Here is a 21724-nt window from a genome sequence, read left to right as displayed (position 1 = left end):
CTTGTTCCGTCAGGTCACGGCCTCGACGGTTTTCCGCTGCGCCGCGCGCTCCCTGGCAATCAGGCCGATCCCGGCGAGCGCCGCAGGGCCTGCAATGATCATCTGCGGGAACAGGCAGGCGAGGCCCACCGCGGCCCGCACCAGCCGCTCGGGCGGCAAGAGCCTGGCCCGGTCAAATCCGGCCAGCGCCGAGGCGATCAGCCACATCGCCAGGGTGAAGGCGATCATGATCCATCCCAGATCCGCAAAGCTGACCGTTGCGATGTCGATCATCGCGCGGGAGTTGGCCCTGTCCTCGCCGAACCACTCGAACAGCACCTGGAGCTTGTAGAGCACCGCCGGGTGATAGACGAAGACGAAGGGAATGATGAAACCCGCGAGCGCGATTTTCGCCGCCTCGAAACCGGTGCGGACCGGATCAGCCCCGGCAATCGGCGCCGCGGCGAAGGCCGCTAGCGCCACCGGCGGCGTCACCGTCGACATCATGGCGAAGAACACCACGAACAGGTGCAGCGTCAGCGGCGCGATGCCGACCGTGTCGATTCCCGAACTCAGCGCGATCACGATGATGAAATAGGTGGCTCCCGGCGGCAGGCCCATGCCGAGCACGATCGCACCGAAGGCGACGATCATCAGCACGACGAACAACGGCCCGTCCGCCACCTGCGCCAGCAGCAACGACAACCGGCCTGCGAAACCGGATGTCTGGATCAGGCCGACAATCAGCCCGATCGCGGTGACGATGACGACGATGGAGGCGGCCATGCGGCCGGCCTGAACGAAAGCGTCCCGGACCTTTTTGGACGACCGGAAGTCCGGAAACAGCACGAGCGTCGAGCCGAGCGCGGCGATGAGTCCGTAAAAGCCGGCCTTGGGTACCGATGGCTGCGCGAAGAGGAAATAGGAAAGCACGCCGAGCGGGATGAGAAAGACCAGCGTCTGGACCCATTCCGCCCGCGTCAGGCGCGACCGGGCTTCCTCCGGCAGCGTGCCGATGCCGAGCCGTCGGGCCTCGAAATAGACTGCCAGGAAGGTTCCGAGATAGTAGAAGATCGCCGGAATGATCGCCGCGACCACGATGTAGCGATATTCGAGCCCGATCTGGCCGGCGACGAAGAACGCCACCACGCCCATCACCGGCGGCATGATCTGGCCGCCGGTGGAGGCGGCGGCCTCGACCGCCCCGGCGAAGGCCGGCTTGAAGCCCGATTTCTTGATCACCGGGATTGTCATCACCCCGGTCGAGACCACGTTGGAGATCGCAGCACCCGACAGCGTGCCGAACAGCGCCGAACTGGCGACCGCCGCATGGGCCGCCCCGCCGGTGAGCCCGCCGGTCAACCGGTTGGCGATCTTCATCAAGAGGTCGCCCGCTCCCGATCCCATCAGGATGGCGCCGAAGACGATGAAGATCAGCACGTTGCCGGTCACCACCTGCACCGGCTGCCCGAACATGCCGCCGGTCTGGGCCCAGAAATTGAGCGCCATGGTTCGCAAATTCTGCTCGAACGTGGCCTCCGAACCGGCCAGCAGCCCGCTCCACTCCGGAAGCCAGCCGCGGGCGAAGAAATAGACGATCCAGAAGACTGAGAAGCCGACGATGAAGCCGCCATACATGCGGTAGGTGAGGTAGAGTGTGAGCAGCACCGCAAGTGGGAAGGCAAGGTAGTCGAGGTCGTTGATCGAGGGCACCACGCCGGCGTCGGACACGAAGATCTTGGCGATCCAGACCCCGAAGACCGCGACCGAGAGCAGGGCCATCGCCCAGTTGAGGATGCGCAGGCCGGGCGTCTTGTGCAATGTCAGCGTCGAGACCACGAACGACAGGATGATCGGCAGGCCGATGATCAGCCCGGTCGGCAGCAGGAAGCCCTGCTCGAATGCGCGATGCGCCGCCCCCAGCCAGTGCTCCCGCAGCACCAGCCGCTGATCGCGCCGGGACAGCTCGGCAAATCCGTCGGTGGCGTTGGCAATCACCCAGCGGACGAATTCGCTCAGCGGACCCGAGGCCGCATAGAGCACGATGATGAGCGCGAACCCCATTGCCACCAGATCGGCAATCCGCTTGTCGGTGCGATGAGGCGGCGCGGGCTCAGTCATGGTCGCCCGGCTCCGTCTCCAGGTGGATCTGCCGTGCCGGCCCCCGGTATTTTGCCGTCAGTTCCTCAGGCACCTCCGAACCATCCACCAGGAACGGAAGGATGCCCTTGCGTGCCGAGGCGCCGCGCATCGCTTCGATGTCGTCGTCGGACCGCGTCACCCTTTGGGCGTTACGGCGGCTCCAGCGCGCCAGCTTTTCGTAAAGCTCCGCGATCACCGCCTCATGCCCGGGCTTGCCACCGAGGTCGAAGAACTCGTCCGGGTCATTGAGTGTGTCGAACAGCATCGGCCGGAACCCGCCTTCGGCGTGGATCAGCTTGTAGCGCCCGTCATGGACCATGAACAGCCGCGCATCGTCGGCGCTGACGCCCAGCACCGTGCGCATCGGCGTGACCGAGTAGTCGTATTCGCTGATCACGAAATCGCGCCAGTCCTCCGGCGTCTCGCCATTGAGCCACGGCATCAGCGAACGGCCTTCGATGATGTGCCCGGGCACCTTGCCACCGGCGGCTTCGACGAAGGTTGCCGCCAGGTCGATGCTCTCGACCAGCGCGTCGCAAATGGTGCCGCGGGTGGCGTCGGCTTCGCGGCGCGGGTCGTAGATGATCAGCGGGATCTTCACCGACGGTTCGTGAAACAGGTCCTTCTCGCCGAGCCAGTGGTCGCCGAGATAGTCGCCATGGTCGGATGTGACCACGATCATCGTGTCCTTGATCCGCCCGGTCGCCTCAAGATGGTCGAGCAGCCGGCCGAGCTGGTCGTCGCACTGCTTGATCAGGCCCATATAGGCCGGGATCACCTTCTCGCGGACCTCGTCACGCTGGAAGGCCTGCGCGATCTTGTTGTTCATGAACGCGCCGTAGACCGGATGGGGATCCTGGCGCTCGGCTTCATGACGTTGCGCCGCCGGCACGTTGTTGGGACCGAACATGTCGTGGTAGGGCGCCGGTACGATATAGGGCCAGTGCGGCTTGATGAAGCTCACATGCGCCAGCCAGTTGCCTTCCGCCTGGTCCAGGAACCGGATCGTCTCGGAGGTCAGCCACGGCGTTTCGCTGTCTTCCTCGCGGATGTTGGCCTGCTTGTCGGCATTCATGAACATCCAGCCGCTGGCCATGTTGCCGTCCGCGTCGACACCGGCATTGGCGTAATCCGCCCAGGGGTTGTCGCCGTCATAGCCCTTGGACTTCAAGTACTCGTTGTAGGGCGAGCGCTTGGAATCGTAGAACCCATCCGGTCCCGCACCCCACAATCCGTCATCCCGGATGAAGGCGTCGAAGCCGCATTCCGACTGGCGCGCGCCGATGATCGTGTCCGGGCTCAGGCCAAGCCGGGTCATGCCTTCCGCGTCCACCTTCATGTGGGTCTTGCCGAGCAGCCAGGAGTCCATGCCGAGCTTGCGCAGATGATCGCCCAGCGTCACTTCGCCCACCCGCAGCGGAAACCCGTTCCATTGCGCCCCGTGCGAGGAGGTGTAGCGGCCGGTGTAGAAGCTCATCCGGCTTGCACCGCAGATCGGAGACTGCACATAGGCTTGGGTGAAGCGCACACCCATTGCCGCCAGCCGGTCAAAATTCGGCGTGTGAAGATGCGGATGTCCCGCGCAGCTCAGGTAATCGAACCTGAGCTGGTCATACATGATGAACAGGATGTTCATGTGTCCTCCCGAGACGTCCGGATCTGCGCCCGGGGTGAAAAACCTTAGCAAGGATACCGATAGCCTTGAAACGAATTTTGTTCATTCGTATCACTGTTGGTTATCGCTCGACGCCGGCACGAGAAGCCTGGCCCGGTTGACCACCGCGTCGGCGAAAGCCTGACCCGCGGGTGTGAGCGGCCGGTCGGCCAGCGAAATCAGCCCGATCTGTACCGGTCCGACGGGATCGGCGAGCGCAAGCGCGACGATCTGCCAGCGCGGCAGGATCTCCTCAAGCATCAATGCCGGGAAGGAACACAGCCTGTCGCTCCCCTCGATCATCGCCAAGAGCGAAGTGATAGAGTCCGAGGTGGTGATCGGGTCTGGCACCGGTAGGCCCGCGGCGACGAAATCCGCCGCTATGCCGAAGCTGCGCTTCCTGGGGCCGACCATGATCCACTCGGCGCCGCCGAGTTCGGCCAGCCTGGTGGCCGCGGCATACCGCGATCCCTTGCCGGTGATGACCGCCAGCGGTGTTTTCAACAGGTTGCGTATCGTCAGGCCCGCCCGGTCGTCCTTGCCCGGGACGGGGCCGATCACCAGGTCGGCCTCTCCCGAGCGCAGCACCGCAAGTGCTGCCGGAGGATGTCCGCCGGCCACCTGCAGGTGCACATGCGGGAACTGCCTGCGAAACCGGTCCATTACCTGCGGCACGATGCGGACCGCAGCCAGCGGCGAGACGATGACGTGCAGATTGCCCGAGCCGTCTCCCTGGATCTGGCGGATATCCTCGTCAAGCTTGCGGAACTCGGCGCTGATCATGCGCGCCCGGGCAATGATCTTGCGCCCGATCTCGGTCGGTTCCACCCCGCGCGCCGCGCGGGCGAAGATCTTGGCGCCCAGTTCCTCCTCAGCCTGCTTCAGCGTCTTCGTCAGTGCCGGCTGGGATTTCTGCAGCGTTCGCGCCGCCGCGCGCAAACTGCCCGCCTCGGCAATGGCAACGATCGTTTCAACATGGTTGACCTTCATGATGACTCCCTACCCGGCGGATCCGTATCAGGTGCCAGGACCGCGCCGTTGGCGCTGCAGCGCCGCGGATCTGATCAGATGCGCAAAACTCGCTGCAAACGATTGAATGCATGCATGCACGTTATTACTCAAATGAACCCATTTGTGGGCGGCATGCATTGCCCGGTTCAGCGGCGGCGATGGGTTGCCGCGACGCGTGACACTTCCTCGTAAATGCCCGAGAGCAGATTGAGCGTCTGCGTGGCCGCGCGCAATCGCTCGGCCAGATCCGGAACATCGGCGACGGCTGCGATGAGCAGGCGCCTGCGCAAGTCGCCGTAGGCCTCGGTGACGGCGCGGCCCTTGTCAGTGACCTGGTAGGTCACACCCGACCGGCCTGACCCTTCCCGGTGAACCAGCCCGGCGCCGATCAGCTTTCGCAGGCTGTACTGGATATTTGGGACATCATCCCGGTTGGTCAACCGCGCCAGGTCCTTGATGGTCTTCGGGCGCTCGTTCATCCGGATGATGTGCAGCAGCGCATTCTCCGGGCCCGAGGCAGCTACATCCACCACGCCCGCCAGGCATTCCGATTGCCATCGGCCGAAGCCCTCGAACGTGCGCATCAGCGCAAACTCCAGCTCGGTCGTGCTGACCTCGACATCGCTCTTGGCCAGGTGCCAGCGATAGTCCAGTTCGCCATGGGCTGGTTTGTCGTCGGGTGGCGTTGAGCCGTTCATCATGGAGCACTCCCTAATCTCCATCAAATTTTACTCTTAAAGCATATTGACGCAATGCCATTTTAAGATAGGATTTCTATCATAAATTAAAACCAAAAAGGAACAGCGACTATGACAAGGAACATGATGCTGGCGGATGACCGCTTTTTTCTCGGCACATTCTCATCCAACTGCTCATCCGGGATGAGCGTGACCAAGGTCGAGGAGCGGTGGGTCAACTCCTGGGAAAACAATCTCGCCCTCGGCCGCCTGCTCGATGATGCGGGCATTGATTTCATGCTGCCGATCGCCCGCTGGATCGGCTATGGCGGCGAAACCGATTTTCACGGCGGTGTGCTCGAGACCATGACCTGGGCGGCCGGCCTGCTGGCCTCCACAAGCAACATCTCGGTGTTTGCCACCATCCATACCGCGGCCAATCACCCGGTGGTGGTGGCCAAGCAGATCGCCACGATCGATCACATCGGCAACGGCCGCGCCGGCCTCAACATCGTCGCGGGCTGGAACAAGCCGGAATACGAGGCGCTCGGCCTCAGCCTGCCCGACGATCACGAAACCCGCTACGGCTATGCCCAGGAATGGTTTGACGTCGTCCGCAAGCTCTGGGCGTCGACCGACTATTTCGACTGGGACGGAAAATACTTCAAGCTCAAGGGCGTGCACGGTGACCCGCTGCCGGTCCGCGGCAATGTGCCGATCATCAATGCCGCGGGTTCGCCGCAGGGCCGGGAATTTGCCACCGACAACGCCAACTTCCTGTTCACCCCGGCCATCGACCTGGCCCGCTCGACCGAAGAGATCAAGGAACTCAAGGACCAGGCGAAGGCCAAGAACCGCAAGGTCGATGTGCTGACCTTCTCCCATGTCATCTGCCGTCCGACCGAGGAGGAGGCGCTCGCCTATCTCGAGCACACCGCCAAGACCAATGCCGACTGGGAAGCCGTCGACAATCTCGTGCGCCTGCAATTCGCCCATGCGCACAGCTTCCCGCATGATCTGCTGGCACTGATCCGCGACCGCTTCGCCATGGGCCATGGCGGTTTCCCGCTGATCGGCACGCCCGACCAGGTGGCCGAAGGCATCCTGTCGCTGCATCGCGCAGGCTTCGCCGGCACCACCCTGTCGTTCGTCGATTACGTCAAGGAATTCCCCTATTTCCGCGACACTGTCCTGCCCAAGCTCGATGCCGCAGGCATCCGCTGAGCGCGCGGGAGGCGTGGACGCCGTCATCGAGCGTCTGCCCTCCGCCGGCGAGTTCCGCGATGCCATGCGGAATTTCGTCGGCAATGTCAGCGTCCTGACCGCGGGCACGGGTGACGACCGGTCGGGACTGGTGGTGACGTCCGCCATCTCGCTGTCGGCGGATCCGCCACTGCTGCTGGCCTGCGTCAACCGCGCCTCGTCGACATGGCCGCTGATCGAGCGATACGGTTGCTTTGGCTGGTCGGTGCTCGGCGCCGGTCACCAGGCGGTTGCCGAACGCTTCACCGGTTTCGGCGGTGCCAAGGGCCCCGAGCGATACGAAGGGGCGTCTTGGGCAACGGCAAGGACCGGTGCGCTTCTGCTCGAGGACGCGGTGGTCGGCATCGACTGCACGGTCGAGGAGATGATCGACCGCGCCACTCACTCGATCGTCATCGGGCGCGTGCAGGAGATCCGGACACGGCCAGGCCAGGGTGCGATGATCTACTGGAACGGCGCCTTCCGCGGCCTGGCGGACTGACATTGCAGGACCGGCGGGCAAAGGTTCCGCCGGTTCCACCTCCGGGCTTTCTGCCGGCTCTCAGTCGTCGGCCCGGAACACCACCCGTCCGCCGCAGATCGTCGAGACGACCGCGACATCCTTGATCTCGTCGTGATCGGCGATGGCCGTGATATCCCGGTCGAGGATCACCAGATCCGCCACCTTGCCGGTTTCGAGGGAGCCCTTGTAGCTGTCGCTCCGCTCGGCATAGGCGCCGCCGATCGTGTAGCCCCTGAGTGCGGCGTCGAGCGAGAACCGCTGATCCGGCACCTCCGGCGTCCATGCGGCCCGCGTCACGGCCGCGTGGATCCCCTTGAGAATCGAGATGTCCGAGACCGGCCAGTCCGAGGCCAGTGCGATCGCGGCACCAGTGGCGGCGATCTTCTGCCAGGCAAAGGCGTCGCCCCACCGGTCGCGGCCGATATTGCTCAGGGTCGGCTCCAGCGGCAGGCCGCTGCATCCCGGCGCGTGCGGCGGCTGGATCGAGGCAACCACGTCGAGCTCGGCGATGCGGGCGAAATCATTGTCATCGACCAGCTCGAGATGCTCGATGCGATGACGCAGGCCCGACGCGCCATTCGCCGCGCGCACCGCTGCGTAGCCGTCCAGCACCCGGGCCACTGCCGCGTCACCGATCGCATGCACCGCGATCTGCAGTCCCATCGCATCGATCCGCGTCGCAAGCCCGGCGAATGTCTCCGCCGAAAACCGCCCGTGCGAGCGGTATCCGGGTTGGCCGGGGTAATCCTGCTTCATGAAGGCGGTGCGGCTGTCGATGACCCCGTCCATGAAGAATTTCACGAACCCCGACGCCAGCCACTCGTCCGACCAGCGGGCGCGCATGGTAAGCGCGGTCTCAAGGTCATCGGGCTTCATGTCGGGGACATAGTGGAACGGCACCCGCACGCGGGCGGTCAGCTCCCCCGCGGAACGGAGCTCTTCGAGCAGGTCCAGCGTGTAGACATTGCCGTCCATGTTGACGATCGAGGTGATGCCGTGTCTCGCCGCGTGCGCCAGCCCGCGTCTGAGATGGGCCAGGTCGACGGCGCGTTCGGCTTTCGACGGGGCGGGGTCCGGTTCGCGGCCGCTGGCGAGGCCCAGCATGGTCCGCTCCTGTCCGCCAAGCCGCATCACCGGGCTGTAGGCCTCCGGTTCCAGCAATGTGCCCGTGGCAAGACCGTCGGCGCCCATCACCACCTCGTGCCCGTCGGAGGTCTTGAGCCCGTGCAGTATGCCCGCCGCCTCAAGTGCTGCGGTGTTGGCCCAGACCGTGTGATGATCATGCGCCATCAGCGCCACCGGCCGACCGGGCAGGATCTTGTCGAGAACCAGGCGCGGCGCCGTGTCGCCGAAGATGCCGTAATCCGGGCCCTGCCCGACGAGAAGCGGCGCATCCGGTCTGCTGGCCGCGAAAGCGGTCAACTCCCTGGCAAGCAGGTCCGGGTCGGCGCATCCGTCGAGCTGCAGGTTTTGAAGTTCCGCCCCGCCGGCAAACAGGTGCATGTGGCTTTCGATGAAGCCGGGCAGCACGGTCGCTCCGCGGGCATCCAGGACCTGCGTGTCTGGTCCGGCAAGGCCAGCGATGTCGGAAGCCGAGCCGACCGCGATGATGCGCCCGTCCTTGACCCCCACCGCCTCCGCCCGTGGCAGGACCGGGTCCATCGTCAGCACAGCACCGTTGGTAATGATCAGATCTGCGGTTGCCACTGCTCTGCTCCCTTGGTTGTTGTCTTTGTCAGCTCATGATCCCGACGGCCTACCGATTGCTCAGAGCCGACCGGATCGCGTCGATGGCGCGGAACGTGTCGCGGGTCAGCGACGGAATCACGTAATCCGGCCAGGTCGACAGCTTCACCACCAGCAATTCGGTCTGCGGATCGGCGTAGATCAGCTGTCCGAACACGCCGCGAGCGCAGATATCGCCTCTGTCCGCGTCGCGGATCCACCAGAAGCGGCGGTAGGCTCCACCCGGCAGGACGGCTGTGTAGGGATCGCCGAAAACCTCCCGGTTGCCGCTGCGAATACCGTCTATCCAGGCTGCCGGGACAACCTGCCGTCCGTTGACCCGCCCGCCCCCGAGCATCAGCATCCCCAGGCGCGCGTAGTCGCGCAGCGTCGCGTTGAAGCCGCCATCGGCAAGCGCGGTGCCGGCTTCGTCGACGGTGAAATAGGCGTCGCGATCGGCGCCGATGGGCTGCCACAGATGCTGGCTGACCAGCTCGGCAAGGGATTTGCCGGCCGCGCGCTCCAGCACCCAGGCAACGACGTCCGTCTCGATCGAGCGGTATTCGAACGCCCCGCCATGCGGCCTGAGCTTCGGCAGGCTGAGAATGACCTCGCGGATTGTCGGGCGCGGCACGCTGACGACATGCGGGCGCCAGCCGGACGCGATGTCGATCCGGGTCATGTCGCTGCCCGGCATGTTGTAGTCCTCGGTAAACCGCACGCCCGAACGCATGTCGAGCACCTGATCGAGCGTCGCATCGGCATAGCCGCACTGCGCCAGCTCGGGCACGATGTCTGCCAGCGGTGCATGCAGATCGACCATGCCATCGGCAGCCAGAATCCCGGTCAGCAGGCCGACGACGGATTTCGCCACCGACTGCGACAGGTGCAGCGTTTCCGGCGCCATGTCATTGAGATAGCGCTCGAAGACGATACGGTTGCGATGCATCACCAGGAAGGCGTCGCCATAGCTCTCGCCCAGGAACCGGTCGATGGAAATGGTCGCGCCGTTCTCGCGTTCGAACCGGATGCCGGCGAAATCAACGGGCGCTTCTTCCAGCGCACGCGCCGGTCCGAAGCCGCGGAACACATCCACGGTCGGTATCAGGCTTCGCACATTCTGGAATGCCCAGCGGTTGAACGGCGGAAGGTCCCAGTTCGCAAGCGTCGGGCGCTTCTCCGGCGGGGGTGGAAACCCTTGCATGATCCCCAGTTGCCGGGCGGTCTTGGGCATAGCCGGTTCAACCTTTCCGGTGTCGGACATGGACAATCTTTCTCTGGTGGGGGACGGCGCGCGGGGGTGGCCGCGCGCCGGGTTCGGGCCTACTGCTTCAGCTGGGTCCAGATCTTGTTGTAAAGATCGACGACTTCCTGCGGGCAGGGGGTGACGAAATCGGGCGCCGGCGCACTGGCAGGCATCACGATCTCGGGCGCGGAGAGCATTTCCGGCTCCATGAACTTGTCGCTGCCCAGAATGCCGTTGGCGTAGCGCGCGAAGTTCGACGTCAGGCCGGCATTTTCCGGGTCCATCATGAAGTTGATGAACAGCTTGGCATTGTCGAGATTGGGCGCGCCCTTGAGCACGGCGACATTGTCCATCCAGCCGGTGAAGCCCTCTTTCGGATAGGCGTATTTCAGTGTCGGCCGTTGCGCCCGGGCCCGCATCGCGGCGCCGTTCCAGCTCTGGCTGATGTCGACGTCCTTGGACGTCAGTTTCTCGATCACCGCGTAATCCATCGTCCGCCAGTGCGGCTTGGCCTTGGACAGCAGCGCCAGCACTTCGCGCAACTCATCCTGGTTGCCGTTGCAGCGCCCGTAGCCGAGGTAGCGCAGGCCGGCATTGATCACGTCGTTCATGTCGTTGAGCATGTTGATCCGGCCCTTGAGCACTTCCGGCGGATCGAACAGCAGCGCCAGCGTATCGACGTCCCCGTCATAGACAGCCGTGTCGACGGTGAACGAGGTGGTGCCCCACTGGTAGGGGATCGAGTAATTGCGGCCCGGATCCCACCAGACATCGACCCAGTTCGGATCGACGTTCTTGAAGTTCTCCATCTCGTTCGGCTTGACTTCCTCGAGCAGCCCTTCGCCGATCATCACCTTGATCATGTAATCGCCCGGCACGACGATATCGTAGCCGGTGTCGCCGGCCTTGACCTTGGCGAGCATTGCCTCGTTGGAATCGTATCCGTCCAGGTTGACCTTGACGTCGAACTTTTCCTCGAACTTCTTGATCATTTCGGGCGAGGTGTAGTTGCCCCAGTTGTAGACGTTCAGTTCGCCCGCGGCCATTGCCGCCGACGATGCGAATGCCACGGCCGATGCGGTGGCGAGAAGCCTCAATACGGTTTTCATGGTTGTTCCTCTCTTTCTTTTTCCGTCCTATCGCTGCATGCGCCGCTGCACGATGAACAGCAGCATGACCAGCAGCACCGAGACCGCGACCAGGATGGTCGAGACGGCGTTGATCTCGGGCGTGATCCCGCGCCTGATGGCGCCGAGAATGTAGATGGGAAGCGTGGTTTCCCCCGGTCCGGCAATCATCAGCGTGATGATCACGTCGTCGAGCGAGACGACGAAGGCGAGCATCGCTCCGGCAACGATGCCGGGTCCCAGCAGCGGCAAGGTCACCAGGGTGAAGACCTTCAGCGGTGGCGCGTAGAGATCCGCCGCGGCCTGTTCCAGCGTCAGCGTCATGGTTTCGAGCCGGGCGCGGATAGGCATGTAGGCAAACGGAATGCAAAAGGCCGCATGCGCCAGCATCAGGTAGCCGATGCCGTTCAGTCCAGTGAGTTTCTTGACCAACGCAAACAGCGAGAGAGTGGCGATCGCGGTGACGATTTCAGGGATCATCAGCGGCTGATTGATGATGCCGTAGACCAGCCCCTGCCCGATAAACGGCTTCGTCCGGGTCGTCGCCAGTGCCGCCATGGTAGCGGCGATCGTCGAAATGACGGTGGCAAACAGCGCCACCTTGACCGACACCCAGGCCGCATTGCGGATCCCGTCATTCTCCAGCGCCTTGGCGTACCAGTCGAGTGAAAACCCCGTCCACAGCACCACCGACCGGTTCTCGTTGAAGGAGAACGCGATCAGCACCAGGATCGGCAGATAGAGCGTGACGATGCACAGCCAGGCGGTCGCGGTGAACCCGGGCATGGCTTTCAGATCCCGGACCAGCCGTCGGCGCTGGCGCGGTTGGGGCGATGCCGGCATTGCTGTCATGGGCTCAGCCATTGTTCGAGGCTCCCCTTCTGGCGGCGAGCGCGTTGACCAGCAGCACGACAATCACCAGCGCCATCAGGATCAGCGCGGCCGCCGAGCCGAAAGGCCAGTTGCGCGACGCGCCGAACTGCATGGCGATCATGTTGCCGATCATCAGCTTCTTGCCGCCACCCAGCAGTTCGGGCGTGATGTAGGCGCCAAGGCCGGGGATGAAGACCAGGATGCAGCCGGCGACAATACCGGGCTTGGCCAGCGGCACGATGACGTGGAACAGCACTTTCAGCCGGTTTGCGTAAAGATCGTAGCCGGCTTCGACCAGGCTGAAGTCGAGCTTCTCGAGGCTTGCGTAGATCGGCAGCACCATGAACGGCAGGAAGGAATAGATCAGGCCGATGAACACCGCGGTGTCGGTGTAAAGGATGGTCAGCGGCGAGGAGATGATGCCGGCCTTCATCAGCATGATGTTGATGATGCCTTCGTCGCGGATGATCAGCAGCATCGCGTAGGTGCGGATCAGCAGGTTGGTCCAGAACGGCAGCGTGATCAGGAACAGCCAGATGTTGCGCTGCTCGCGCGGCTTCGTCGCGATGAAATAGGCGGTCGGAAAACCGAGGATCAGCGCGCCCAGCGTGGCGCCCAGGGCGAGCCCGATCGACCTGAGGAAGATCGACACATAGGCGGAGTTGAAGACCAGCGTGTCATCGAAGATGTCGCGCTGGAACAGGAACTGCACATAGCTGTCGGTGCTGAATTCCCAGGTCACGCCGCCATAGGTGCCCGGCGTCAGGAACGAATAGACGACGGTGATCCCGAGCGGCAGGATGCTGATGGCCAGGATGATTGCCAGCGCCGGTGCAAGCAGCCACGCGCGGGTGACTCGCTCGTTGCGTTTGTTCTGGTCGATCGCGGCGGCAAGCGCCGATTGCGGTTCCCGGTCGCTCATTCCAGCACCCGGATCAGCTCGGGCTGCAGGATGGCGCCGATCGTGGCGCCGGGCTGGTACCGGCCTTCGTCAACCGCGCCCGGATTGCGGATCACGATTTCCTCGCCGGTTCCAAGTCGAAGGTGGAGGTTTGTCGCCGCGCCGAAATAGACGATGTTCTCTAGAACGCCGGTGAGCGTCGGCGTCTCTCCGGCGCTTGCCAGCCGGACATTCTCGGGCCTGATCGCCACGCTGACATCCCCGGACCGTGCCGAGGCTGGTCCGAGATGCGCCGAGACCATGCTCCCGTCTTTCAGCCGCACCGTCGCCAGGTCGCCGTCCGTGTGTTCGACGGTTCCCTCGAGAATGTTGATGTCGCCGATGAAATCGGCCACGAACCGGTGCGTCGGCCGGTCATAGATATCGCGCGGCGTGCCGATCTGCAGGATCTTGCCGGATTTCATCACGGCGATCCGGTCCGACATGGTCAGCGCCTCTTCCTGGTCGTGGGTGACGAACACGAAGGTGATTCCGGTCTCGGCCTGCAGGCTTTTCAGCTCAAGCTGCATGTTCTTGCGCAGCTTGAGATCGAGTGCTGCCAACGGCTCGTCGAGCAGCAGCACCTTGGGCGCCGGCGCCAGCGCCCGGGCCAGCGCCACGCGCTGCTGCTGGCCGCCCGAAAGCTGGTCCGTCCGGCGGCCGGCCATGGCTTCGAGCTGGACCAGCGCCAGCATGCGCTCGGTCGTCTGCTTGATCTCCGCGGTCGGCTTGCCGAGCATCCTGAGGCCAAAACCGATGTTCTCGGCCACCGTCATGTGCGGAAACAGCGCGTAGTTCTGGAAAACCGTGTTGATCGGACGCCGGTGCGGAGGCTTGTCCGTGATATCCTGACCCTGCAGCGATATCGACCCCTGTGTCGGCAGCTCGAACCCTGCAATCAGTCGCAGCAGGGTTGTCTTTCCGCATCCCGACGGACCGAGCAGCGTGAAGAACTCGTTCTCGAGGATGTCGAGTTCGACGCTGTCGAGCGCGGTAATCGCGTAGTCTCCCTGTCCGAAGGTCTTTGACAGCGCCCTTGCCGACACCGCGGCCTTCCGGTCTCTGGCGATTTCTGTTCCGGTCATCCGATAAATCTGCCCCCGCCGATCTGGCTCACCATTCATGCCTGAAGGCTATGAGCCGGGTGTGCGCGGGTAAATACCCCGAAGGGGATAGGCCGATCAGCTCAGGACCGAGCGCAGGAAATTCGACAGCAGTTCGGATTGCGAGGAAATCTCGAGCTTCCGGTAGATGTTCTTGCGGTGGATCTTGACGGTGCCGACGGCGATGCCGGCTACCGTCGAAATCGACGCGGACGAGTGGCCTTTGAGAATGAGCGTTGCCACCTCGCGTTCGCGGGCTGTCAGGGTTCCTTCGCCGAAGGCATCCAGCGCCGCGGTCAGCGTCCGATCGGCCGGTGCCTCTCCCGCATGAACCGGGGTTGTATGCCCGCGCTCGAAATGCTTGCCGGTGAGGGCGGCTATGACATCGATCCTGGCCTCAAATGCTTGCACCGACCGGATGCTGAAACGAGGCTCGTCCCCGAGCCGGCCAAGCGAGAAGAAGACTGCACCCTCGCCCTGGGGGACCAGAATGGCCATCTCGTCCCTGAGCGCGATGTTCCGGTAATAGCGCTGGTAGTAGGTCGAGCGCATGAACTGGTCCGGCGCCACGTCGCGCAACCGCATCGCGCCCAGGGTCCGGCCCGACAGGAAGACGTCGTACACCGGATCGAGAAGATAGGCGCTGTCCAGATACTGGTCGACGACATCGCGGTGCCGCTCGGCCCTGACATTGTCATAGATGTGGTCCGGCGGCCGGTTCGGGTGCAGGTGCGTGATGAAGGCCCCGCTGAACGGCACCGCCGACCGCATGTAATCGAGGATTGCCGGAAAGAAGTCGGCGGTGTTGATTGCGGAAATGACCCGCGCCGTGCTGTCTCTTGCCACGCCGGCATGCGCGGCTGGCGGTTGGTTCTTGTCGTTGGGGGGCAGGGTGCTCAACGTGCCAGTTTTCCATCGTCAGAATTTTCGCCTGCGGTCAGACATCCCGGTTGAAAGCTCCGCCTGTCGGCTCTGTCCAAACCGGGCGACGATCGCTTCCGGCCAAATCCTCCTGTCCCGTATGTTGTCAAATCAATGGCCTGGGTGCCAGCAGATTCTGCAGCCGCCGCGAGACGCCCAGTCTCGATCACGGCGGTGATGTCGTGCCGGGTTCAATCCGGTGTCAATGACAATGATCACGGATGTCCCCGACATGGGCCGCATTCGGGGAAGTGCGTTTTATCGAAGTGGGCGCGTCCGGTGGCGTCCGGTGGCGCTGCCGCCGGGGGAAATCAGATGGCCCGATCCCAGTCATACTGGCTCGGCTTGTTTCCATGCTTTCGATTGGGCCATGCGGCAATGCCGCCGAAGATGCACAACATCAAGAACAAGAAAGTCATCAGCCGGTGCTCCCAAGCTCGATCCATCCGCGCCGTGCCGGTCGCGGATCGGCCAATGGCCGCGTGATCGCTACATCCGTTCCAGTCAAAGTGTGCGCCGTTATGGTTAACAAAACTTTAACGCATGGGGCGGGGCTCGGATGACCTGTACGGCGCGCAGTGGCGAACTCTCGCAATTGCGCCTTCAGCAGACCGGTTTCCTTCGGAATCCGGAACAGCGGCAGCTGAGATCCGGCATCTTCGGTGAATTTCGTTTGACATTCGGATGATCTTCGATTTCATTGGTTAACGGTTTCGCTTTGGAGGAGGCGATGCCGGGTCCGGGAGGATTTCTTGTCTCAGGTTTTCGATATCTTCGTTATCGGCGGGGGCATAAATGGATGCGGCATAGCGCGCGATGCGGCAGGCCGTGGCTATTCCGTTTGCCTTGCCGAGATGAACGACTTGGGTTCCGGGACCTCGTCCTGGTCCACCAAGCTGATTCATGGCGGGCTGCGCTATCTTGAGCACTACGAATTCCGCCTGGTTCGCGAAGCCCTGATCGAACGCGAAGTCCTTCTCAACATGGCGCCCCACATCATCTGGCCGCTACGGTTTGTGCTGCCGCATCACAAGGGCATGAGGCCGGCATGGCTGCTGCGCCTTGGCCTGTTTCTCTATGACCACCTGGGCGGGCGGAAGATCCTGCCCCCGACCAGGGTGCTGGATCTGAGAAGCGACACCGCCGGTGGGCCGCTGAAAGACGAGTTCACGACGGCGTTCGAATATTCCGACTGCTGGGTCAATGACGCGCGGCTGGTCGTGCTCAATGCCATGGATGCCAGGGCAAAAGGCGCCGAGATTTCCACGCGGACAAAGGTCGTCTCGGCGAAGAAGGCCGGCGAGCTGTGGGAAATCGATCTGCAGTCCACTGATACGGGAGCCCGGCGCCGGGTTTCCGCCCGGGTGATCGTCAATGCAGGCGGGCCATGGGTCGATGACATTCTCAGGACATCGATCGGCGACAACGAAGCCCGCAATGTCCGCCTGGTTCAGGGCAGCCACATTGTCGTTCGCAAGAAGTTCGAGCACCCGAAGGCCTATTTTTTCCAGAATTCGGATGAGCGCATCTTCTTCGCCATTCCCTATGAGCAGGATTTCACGCTGATCGGCACGACGGATCAGGATTTTCATGGCGATCCCTCGAATGTGAAGATTTCCGACGAGGAAATCACCTATCTCTGCGATGGCGCGAGCCACTATTTCAAAGAGCCGGTGACCCGGGACGATATCGTCTGGACCTATTCCGGCGTGCGCCCGCTTTATGACGACGGCGCCTCCAAGGCCCAGGAAGCAACCCGCGACTACGTGCTACGGACTGATGGCGCCGCGGGTCCGAAGGTCATCAATGTCTTTGGCGGCAAGATAACCACCTATCGCCGGCTGGCGGAATCGATGCTGGAAAAGGTGGAGGCGGCAATCGGCGGCAAGGGTGCGCCGTGGACAAGGAAAAGCGTGCTTCCGGGCGGCGAGTTCGGTGTCTCCGGGTTCCCCGCTCTCCTTTCGAAAGTGCGCGCCGAGTATCCGTTCCTGGAAACCTCCCAAAGCGAGCGCCTGGTGCGCTCCTTCGGGCTGAAGGTCTTCGAGATGTTCGGTGAGGCCAGGTCGAGCGAGGACCTGGGTGAAGACTTCGGTCACGGGCTGACCGAGGCTGAGGTGCGCTACCTGATGAAAAACGAATGGGCCCGGACAGCTGCCGATGTGGTGTGGCGCAGAAGCAAGCTCGGCATACGCTTTACGCCGGAACAGACCGCCCGTCTGGACACATTCATGCGCGAGCACAAGCAACTGCAAGAAATTGCAGCGGAGTAGGATTTCTAGATGCTGGAAATGAAAAACGTCAGCAAGAAGGTCGGCAGAAGCCTGCACATCAATGATGTGTCGATGACGCTTGAGAAAGGGTCGGTGAACATTCTGCTCGGCCCGACCTTGTCCGGCAAGACATCGCTGATGCGCCTGATGGCTGGGCTTGACCGTCCCACGTCAGGACAGATCCTGATGAACGGCGCCGATGTCGTGGGCATGCCGGTTCAGAAGCGCAACGTGGCGATGGTCTACCAGCAGTTCATCAACTATCCGGCCATGACGGTCTATGAAAACATCGCCTCCCCGATGCGGGTAGCCGGAGTGGACAAGGCCACGATCGACCGCCGCGTGCGCGAAGCTGCGGACCTGATGAAGCTCTCCCCCTATCTCGACCGGACGCCGCTGAACCTCTCCGGCGGGCAGCAGCAGCGCACCGCCCTCGCGAGAGCCCTGGTCAAGGATGCCGAACTGGTGCTGCTTGATGAGCCGCTGGCAAACCTGGACTACAAGCTGCGCGAAGAGTTGCGGGTGGAGCTGCCCAGGATTTTTGCCGAGACCGGTGCGATCTTTGTCTACGCGACAACCGAACCCCAGGAAGCCCTGTTGCTGGGCGGCAAGACCGCGACCTTGCACGAGGGGCGGGTCACTCAGTTCGATCAGACCATCGATGTCTACAACCGGCCGTCTGACTTGCTTACGGCACAAACCTTCTCGGACCCGCCGATGAACATCCTGCCTGTCAGGAAAACCGGTTCGGAGTTTGTCTTTGACGCCAACCGCATCGATGTTCCCGACGCCGTCTTGAGCCTCCAGGACGGGGACTACACGATCGGCATCAGGCCGCATCACATGTCGTTGCATCAGCCCGATGGTAAATCGATGAAGCTCGACTGCACTGTTTCGACCACGGAGATAACCGGCTCGGAGAGCTTCATCCACCTGAAGAGCAAGGGCATTCACATGGTCGCCCTGATGCACGGCGTGCATCGGGTCGGGATCGGGGATGAGATCCCCGCCTATCTCGAGCAGGACCAGCTGTTTGTCTTCGACCGTGACAACAACCTGGTGTCCGCACCGGGTTCTGACCGTCAGAATTGAGGCCCGGTTATGGCAAGCATCACACTCGACAAACTGGCCCATTCCTACTCCGCGAATCCGAAGACGGACGCGGATTTTGCGCTCAAGGAAATCGACTATCAGTGGGAAGACGGCGGAGCCTACGCGCTGCTGGGACCTTCGGGCTGTGGCAAGACCACGTTGCTCAACATCATTTCCGGCCTGCTGGTCCCCTCCAAGGGGCATATCAGGTTCGACGGCCAGGATGTGACCCACTTGCAGCCCGAGCAGCGCAACATCGCGCAGGTTTTCCAGTTCCCGGTGATCTACGACACCATGACGGTGCGCGAAAACCTGGCCTTCCCGCTCATCAACCGCCGTGTGCCGCGGGATGAAATCGCCAGGCGCGTCAGCGACATGATCGACGTCCTCGATCTCTCCGACAAGGCGGACCGAAAGGCGCGCGGGCTGACCGCCGACGAGAAGCAGAAGATCTCGCTTGGACGCGGTCTGGTGCGCTACGACGTCAACGCAATCCTGTTTGACGAGCCACTGACGGTCATCGACCCGCACATGAAGTGGCAGTTGCGGACCAAGCTGAAGGACCTGCACCGCCAACTCGGCCACACCATGATCTATGTCACCCATGACCAGACCGAGGCGCTGACTTTCGCCGACAAGGTGGTGGTGATGTATGAAGGCGAAGTGGTGCAGATCGGAACGCCCGAAGAGCTGTTCAACGAGCCTGCCCACACCTTCGTCGGCTACTTCATCGGCTCCCCGGGCATGAATGTCATTCCCTGCGAGATCGACGGAAAAACCGCAAAAGTGGGCGATCTCCGGATTGATCTTCCGGCCGGCTACAAGACCTCGGCGAGCAAGAGCGAACTGGGCATTCGGCCGGAATTCGTCTCGCTGTCATCGGACGGCAGCGGCCTTCCGGTTCAGATCGATGCCGTTGAAAACATCGGCCGCTTCAAGATCGTCAGGGCCAATCTTCAGGGGCACGCCATCAATGCCCTGCTCAAGGAACACGAGAACGTCCCCGCCGATCCGACGCTGAGTTTCGAAACGGCGCGGATCAATGTTTACGAGAATTCCCACCTGGTCAGAGCGGGAGGCTGAGGATGGACAAGCCCTACAACAACAAGGCCTGGTTCTTCGTCATTCCGGTTTTCGTCCTGGTGGCGCTCAGCGCAGTCATCCCGATCATGACGGTGATCAACTATTCGTTCCAGGACACGTTCGGCAACAACCAGTTCTTCTGGGCGGGGACCGAGTGGTTCCAGGATGTGTTGAGGTCGGACCGGTTTTGGGACGCGCTCGCGCGAAACCTGCTGTTTTCGTTCATCATTCTGTCGATCGAGATCCCGCTTGGAATCGCCATCGCCCTGACCATGCCGAAGAAGGGCATCTGGGTTCCCGTCTGTCTGGTGCTGATGGCCCTGCCGCTGCTGATCCCGTGGAACGTGGTCGGCACCATCTGGCAGATCTTCGGCCGTGCCGATATCGGCCTGCTCGGGCACACGATCGAACAGCTCGGGTTTGAATACAACTATGCCAGCAACGTGCTGCATGCCTGGCTGACCATCATCCTGATGGACGTCTGGCACTGGACCAGCCTTGTTGTGCTGTTGTGCTATGCCGGCCTGGTTTCGATTCCGGAAGCCTATTACCAGGCCGCGAAAATCGACGGCGCGTCGAAATGGTCGGTCTTCCGCTATATCCAGCTGCCGAAGATCCGCGGTGTCCTGATCATCGCCTTCCTGCTCCGGTTCATGGATTCCTTCATGATCTACACCGAACCGTTCGTTCTGACCGGCGGCGGACCGGGCAACTCCACCACCTTCATGTCGATCGACCTTGTGAAGCAGGCAATCGGGCAGTTCGACCTTGGCCCGGCGGCGGCCATGTCGCTGGTCTACCAGCTCATCGTTCTCACCGTTTGCTACGTTTTCTTCACGGTCATGAGCAATGTCGGTGTCGATAAACCCGATGCGAGGGTGGAAGACTAATGAGCGGTCAGCCAAACCCCATGGACGCAAGCGAGGCTCGGATGAACCAGCGCGGAAACGTCATCGACACGAGCAATGTGCGGGCCAGCAATCGTTTTGCCAGGAAGAGCGTCACCCGCTGGCTGGTGCCCGGCCTCTACATCTTCTTCCTGATGCTGCCGATCTACTGGCTCATCAACATGAGCTTCAAGACCAACCAGGAAATCCTGTCGACATTCACGCTGTTCCCGGCCGAGCCGACCCTGCACAATTACACCGTGATCTTCACCGACGAGTCCTGGTATTCGGGCTACATCAACTCGCTGATCTATGTCGGCATGAACACGGTGATTTCGATCTGCGCGGCCTTGCCTGCGGCCTACGCCTTCTCGCGCTACCGGTTCTTGGGCGACAAGCACATGTTCTTCTGGCTGCTGTCCAACCGCATGGCGCCGGCCGCGGTGTTCGTGCTGCCGTTCTTCCAGCTCTATTCCGCCTTCGGCCTGATCGACACGCACATCGCCGTGGCGCTGGCCCACTGCCTGTTCAATGTGCCGCTGGCGGTGTGGATCCTTGAGGGCTTCATGTCCGGCGTGCCCAAGGAGATCGACGAGACCGCCTATATCGACGGCTATTCGTTCCCGAAGTTCTTCGTCAGGATCTTCATGCCGCTGATCGCATCGGGCATCGGCGTCGCCGCCTTCTTCTGCTTCATGTTCTCGTGGGTGGAACTGCTGATCGCGCGCACGCTGACCACCACGGACGCCAAGCCGATCTCGGCGATCATGACCCGCACAGTGGGCGCCTCCGGCGTCGACTGGGGCGTGCTCGCCGCCGCCGGCGTGCTGACCATCATTCCCGGCGCGCTGGTGATCTATTTCGTTCGCAACTACATCGCCAAGGGCTTTGCCCTGGGCCGGGTATAGGGAGGAAGATCATGGACCTGTCATGGATGGCCTGGACCCTGCCCACAAGCCTCTTCTGGGTGTGTCTCGCCGGGCTGCTGATCGCCATGGGCGTCTGGGAGTATTTCTCGCCGGGCGGCAACCCGCGGGTCGGAATCCTGCGGTTCGAGACAACCCGCGGCGACCGCCTTTTCATATCGCTGCTTGGCAGCGCCTTCATCCATCTCGCATGGCTGGGTCTGGTCGGACCCAATCTGTGGTGGGCACTTGGAATCTCTCTGGTCTACGCCGTTGGCGTGTTTCGAACAGTCTGATTCCGATCGAAATGGAGATGTGGATCTT

General features: G+C 62.6%; 19 protein-coding genes. 8 read left to right on the top strand and 11 right to left on the bottom strand.

Going from position 1 to position 21724, the window contains the following annotated elements; genetic code table 11:
• Positions 1-9: 9 nt before the first annotated feature.
• The 4 genes from O4H62_RS10690 to O4H62_RS10675 form a co-directional block, all read right to left on the bottom strand.
• Positions 10-2100, bottom strand: coding sequence for a TRAP transporter permease (locus O4H62_RS10690; protein WP_269387677.1), 2091 nt, complete (start codon positions 2098-2100; stop codon positions 10-12).
• The gene (locus O4H62_RS10685; protein ID WP_269387676.1) at positions 2093-3757 is read right to left on the bottom strand and encodes a sulfatase-like hydrolase/transferase; all 1665 of its coding nucleotides are present in this window, start codon (positions 3755-3757) and stop codon (positions 2093-2095) included. The genes O4H62_RS10690 and O4H62_RS10685 overlap by 8 nt, the downstream gene beginning before the upstream one ends.
• Positions 3758-3847: 90 nt before the next feature.
• Positions 3848-4765 (bottom strand): LysR family transcriptional regulator, encoded by a 918-nt coding sequence (locus tag O4H62_RS10680; protein ID WP_269387675.1) that lies wholly within the window; start codon positions 4763-4765, stop codon positions 3848-3850.
• A 167-nt stretch (positions 4766-4932) separates the two neighbouring features.
• Positions 4933-5487 (bottom strand): winged helix DNA-binding protein, encoded by a 555-nt coding sequence (locus O4H62_RS10675; RefSeq protein ID WP_269387674.1) that lies wholly within the window; start codon positions 5485-5487, stop codon positions 4933-4935.
• A 108-nt stretch (positions 5488-5595) separates the two neighbouring features.
• Here O4H62_RS10675 and O4H62_RS10670 point away from each other — a divergent pair, with 108 nt between their 5' ends.
• Positions 5596-6687 carry an LLM class flavin-dependent oxidoreductase gene (locus O4H62_RS10670; protein WP_269387672.1) on the top strand — a complete coding sequence of 364 codons (1092 nt, stop codon included), beginning with the start codon at positions 5596-5598 and terminating at the stop codon, positions 6685-6687.
• Between the two features lie 13 nt (positions 6688-6700).
• Positions 6701-7207, top strand: coding sequence for a flavin reductase family protein (locus O4H62_RS10665; RefSeq protein WP_331284460.1), 507 nt, complete (start codon positions 6701-6703; stop codon positions 7205-7207).
• 60 nt (positions 7208-7267) lie between these two features.
• On the opposite strand, the gene O4H62_RS10660 is transcribed toward O4H62_RS10665, so the two are convergent.
• The 7 genes from O4H62_RS10660 to O4H62_RS10630 all read right to left on the bottom strand — a co-directional run bounded on the left by O4H62_RS10660 (position 7268) and on the right by O4H62_RS10630 (position 15142).
• On the bottom strand, positions 7268-8935 hold the full coding sequence (locus O4H62_RS10660; protein WP_331284459.1) for an amidohydrolase: 1668 nt from the start codon (positions 8933-8935) through the stop codon (positions 7268-7270).
• Positions 8936-8984: 49 nt separating this feature from the next.
• Positions 8985-10217: a serine hydrolase domain-containing protein gene (locus tag O4H62_RS10655; protein WP_269387670.1), complete on the bottom strand. Its 1233-nt coding sequence runs from the start codon at positions 10215-10217 to the stop codon at positions 8985-8987.
• A gap of 59 nt (positions 10218-10276) precedes the next feature.
• Positions 10277-11308: an extracellular solute-binding protein gene (locus O4H62_RS10650; protein WP_269387668.1), complete on the bottom strand. Its 1032-nt coding sequence runs from the start codon at positions 11306-11308 to the stop codon at positions 10277-10279.
• A 27-nt stretch (positions 11309-11335) separates the two neighbouring features.
• Positions 11336-12169 (bottom strand): ABC transporter permease, encoded by an 834-nt coding sequence (locus tag O4H62_RS10645; RefSeq protein ID WP_430538428.1) that lies wholly within the window; start codon positions 12167-12169, stop codon positions 11336-11338.
• 13 nt (positions 12170-12182) lie between these two features.
• A complete protein-coding gene (locus O4H62_RS10640; protein WP_269387667.1) occupies positions 12183-13121 on the bottom strand; it encodes an ABC transporter permease in 939 nt (312 codons plus the stop codon).
• Positions 13118-14224 carry an ABC transporter ATP-binding protein gene (locus tag O4H62_RS10635; RefSeq protein ID WP_269387666.1) on the bottom strand — a complete coding sequence of 369 codons (1107 nt, stop codon included), beginning with the start codon at positions 14222-14224 and terminating at the stop codon, positions 13118-13120. Before O4H62_RS10635 ends, O4H62_RS10640 begins: the two co-directional genes overlap by 4 nt.
• Positions 14225-14320: 96 nt before the next feature.
• A complete protein-coding gene (locus tag O4H62_RS10630; RefSeq protein ID WP_269387664.1) occupies positions 14321-15142 on the bottom strand; it encodes a helix-turn-helix transcriptional regulator in 822 nt (273 codons plus the stop codon).
• Positions 15143-15915: 773 nt separating this feature from the next.
• Here O4H62_RS10630 and glpD point away from each other — a divergent pair.
• The 6 genes from glpD to O4H62_RS10600 are packed head-to-tail and all read left to right on the top strand — an operon-like array spanning position 15916 to position 21696.
• On the top strand, positions 15916-17433 hold the full coding sequence (glpD, locus tag O4H62_RS10625) for a glycerol-3-phosphate dehydrogenase (protein ID WP_269387663.1): 1518 nt from the start codon (positions 15916-15918) through the stop codon (positions 17431-17433).
• Positions 17434-17442: 9 nt separating this feature from the next.
• The gene (locus tag O4H62_RS10620) at positions 17443-18525 is read left to right on the top strand and encodes an ABC transporter ATP-binding protein (protein ID WP_269387661.1); all 1083 of its coding nucleotides are present in this window, start codon (positions 17443-17445) and stop codon (positions 18523-18525) included.
• Positions 18526-18534: 9 nt separating this feature from the next.
• Positions 18535-19608: an ABC transporter ATP-binding protein gene (locus O4H62_RS10615; protein ID WP_269387659.1), complete on the top strand. Its 1074-nt coding sequence runs from the start codon at positions 18535-18537 to the stop codon at positions 19606-19608.
• A 2-nt stretch (positions 19609-19610) separates the two neighbouring features.
• Positions 19611-20498, top strand: coding sequence for a carbohydrate ABC transporter permease (locus O4H62_RS10610; RefSeq protein WP_269387657.1), 888 nt, complete (start codon positions 19611-19613; stop codon positions 20496-20498).
• Positions 20498-21403 (top strand): carbohydrate ABC transporter permease, encoded by a 906-nt coding sequence (locus tag O4H62_RS10605; RefSeq protein WP_269387655.1) that lies wholly within the window; start codon positions 20498-20500, stop codon positions 21401-21403. Before O4H62_RS10610 ends, O4H62_RS10605 begins: the two co-directional genes overlap by 1 nt.
• Positions 21404-21414: 11 nt before the next feature.
• Positions 21415-21696 carry a DUF2160 domain-containing protein gene (locus O4H62_RS10600; protein WP_269387654.1) on the top strand — a complete coding sequence of 94 codons (282 nt, stop codon included), beginning with the start codon at positions 21415-21417 and terminating at the stop codon, positions 21694-21696.
• Positions 21697-21724 lie beyond the last annotated feature (28 nt).

This window comes from Parahoeflea alexandrii (assembly GCF_027214025.1).
GTDB lineage: Bacteria > Pseudomonadota > Alphaproteobacteria > Rhizobiales > Rhizobiaceae > Hoeflea > Hoeflea alexandrii_A.
Note: the sequence above shows the minus strand (reverse complement) of the source record. Positions and strands in the feature narration are given on the sequence as shown.